The sequence below is a fragment of the Anoxybacillus sp. genome (genome assembly GCF_036834105.1).
Lineage (GTDB): Bacteria > Bacillota > Bacilli > Bacillales > Anoxybacillaceae > Anoxybacillus.
Genome location: NZ_DAITON010000223.1, coordinates 1 through 2020, shown reverse-complemented (window position 1 = coordinate 2020; position 2020 = coordinate 1). Strand labels below are relative to the sequence as shown.

General features: G+C 45.0%; 2 protein-coding genes and 1 riboswitch. Both genes read right to left on the bottom strand.

Going from position 1 to position 2020, the window contains the following annotated elements; translation table 11 throughout:
• Positions 1–52: 52 nt before the first annotated feature.
• The gene (locus V7Z64_RS13140) at positions 53–721 is read right to left on the bottom strand and encodes a methionine ABC transporter permease (protein WP_297988670.1); all 669 of its coding nucleotides are present in this window, start codon (positions 719–721) and stop codon (positions 53–55) included.
• Positions 711–1739 (bottom strand): methionine ABC transporter ATP-binding protein, encoded by a 1029-nt coding sequence (locus tag V7Z64_RS13135; protein ID WP_334110723.1) that lies wholly within the window; start codon positions 1737–1739, stop codon positions 711–713. Before V7Z64_RS13135 ends, V7Z64_RS13140 begins: the two co-directional genes overlap by 11 nt.
• 75 nt (positions 1740–1814) lie before the next feature.
• Positions 1815–1920: riboswitch (SAM riboswitch) on the bottom strand.
• Positions 1921–2020 lie beyond the last annotated feature (100 nt).

Here is a 2020-nt window from a genome sequence, read left to right as displayed (position 1 = left end):
TCGAATTTCCAATTTCGATGATTTTTCACCTTGACATATTACCGCAGGACTTTTATCGTTTATCTATTTTAGAAGTGACAAAGTCACCAATAAACTGAATGATAAAGACGATGACTAAAATGAGCACTGTTGCAACGAGCGTCACATCGTTATTGTTACGCTGGAATCCTTCCAAATAAGCTAAGTTCCCAAGCCCCCCAGCGCCGACAACTCCCGCCATCGCCGTATAACCAACGAGAGCGATCGCTGTAACGGTAATTCCAGATACAAGGGCAGGAAGCGCTTCAGGAAGGAGCACTTTCCAGATGATTGTCGTTGTCGTTGCTCCCATCGCTTTTGCCGCTTCAATAACCCCTTTATCAATTTCACGAAGCGCAATTTCAACCATGCGCGCATAAAATGGAGCCGCTCCAATAATGAGCGCCGGCAGTGCCGCATTGGCACCGAGAATCGTACCGACAACAAACTTAGTAAACGGGATGAGTAAAATAATTAAAATGATGAACGGAATCGAACGGAAAATGTTAACAAACGATGCGATAACGCCGTTAATGATACGATTTTCCCATATGTTTCCCTTTGACGTTAAAAAGAGTAACAATCCAAGCAAAATGCCGAGCACAAACGTCGCCGCAACTGAAATAGCTGTCATATATAACGTTTCCGTTGTTGCCGCCCATATTTTATCCCAAACGACGTTCGGAAATAGCTCATTCCACATTCGCCAACACCTCCACTCCAACTTCTTGCTGGCGAATAAAAGCGAGCGCTCGCTCGATTTCTTCATTCGCACCGTCTAAATGAACGAACAACACCCCGTATGAACCGTGATGCGTTTGCGAAATTTTCCCTTGCAAAATATTCACGTTCAAATCGAATTGTCGAATGATGTGCGTGATGAGCGGTTGCTCAGCTGCTTCGCCGACAAATGTAAGCTGTACAACTTTTCCATTTGGATATCGCTCAAGAAGATGCAACATCGCTTCTTTCGTTTCTTCCGGCTCAGTTACTTGTTGAACGAAACGCTTCGTAATCGGCTGCTCCGGCTTACGAAACACGTGAAGCACTTCGCCCATTTCAACAATTTTTCCGTTTTCCATGACCGCTACACGATCACAAATTTTACGAATGACGTGCATTTCATGAGTGATTAATACGATCGTTAAACCGAGACGTTTATTAATGTCGACGAGCAAATCTAAGATGGAATCTGTCGTTTGTGGGTCGAGCGCTGACGTTGCCTCGTCGCACAACAACACTTTTGGATTGTTCGCTAACGCGCGCGCAATGCCGACGCGCTGCTTTTGTCCTCCGCTCAATTGCGACGGATACGCGTCTTCCCTTCCTTGCAGTCCGACAAGTTGAATTAGTTCATCAACTCGCTTCATTCGCTCCTCTTGCGGAACGCCAGCAATTTCGAGGGGGAATGCAATATTTTCGCGCACTGTTCGCGACCAAAGTAAATTGAAATGTTGGAAAATCATCCCGATTTGCTGGCGCGCTTGTCGCAATTGTTTTCCGCCAATTTTTCCGATCTCCTGGCCATCGACAATGACTTCGCCGCTCGTTGGCTTTTCTAATCCATTTAATAACCGAATGAGCGAACTTTTTCCTGCGCCGCTATAGCCGATAATGCCAAAAATTTCTCCTGCTTCAATACGCAAGTTCACACGATCAACAGCGGTCACATGTCCACTTGCTGTTTTGTACACTTTTGTTACATTCGATAAAGTAATCACGTTGCTGTCACCTTCCTTCCATGAAAAAAGCCTTTCTGCTCAAGAGAACAGAAAGGCGCGAATCGTCCGTTCTGTCTCTTATCTCTCAAAGCGAACGCTTTGTGTGAATTGGCACCATTTCAGCAGCGCTGACGGTTGCCGGGTTTCATCGGGCACATCCCTCCACCTCTCTTGATAAGAGCGCTTTTAAACGCTTTATTCAGTTAACGTTTTAATACGTTCAAGAACCATTTTAAACTACGAAATTGAGTATATCATCGAAAGAAGGATGGTGTCAATAA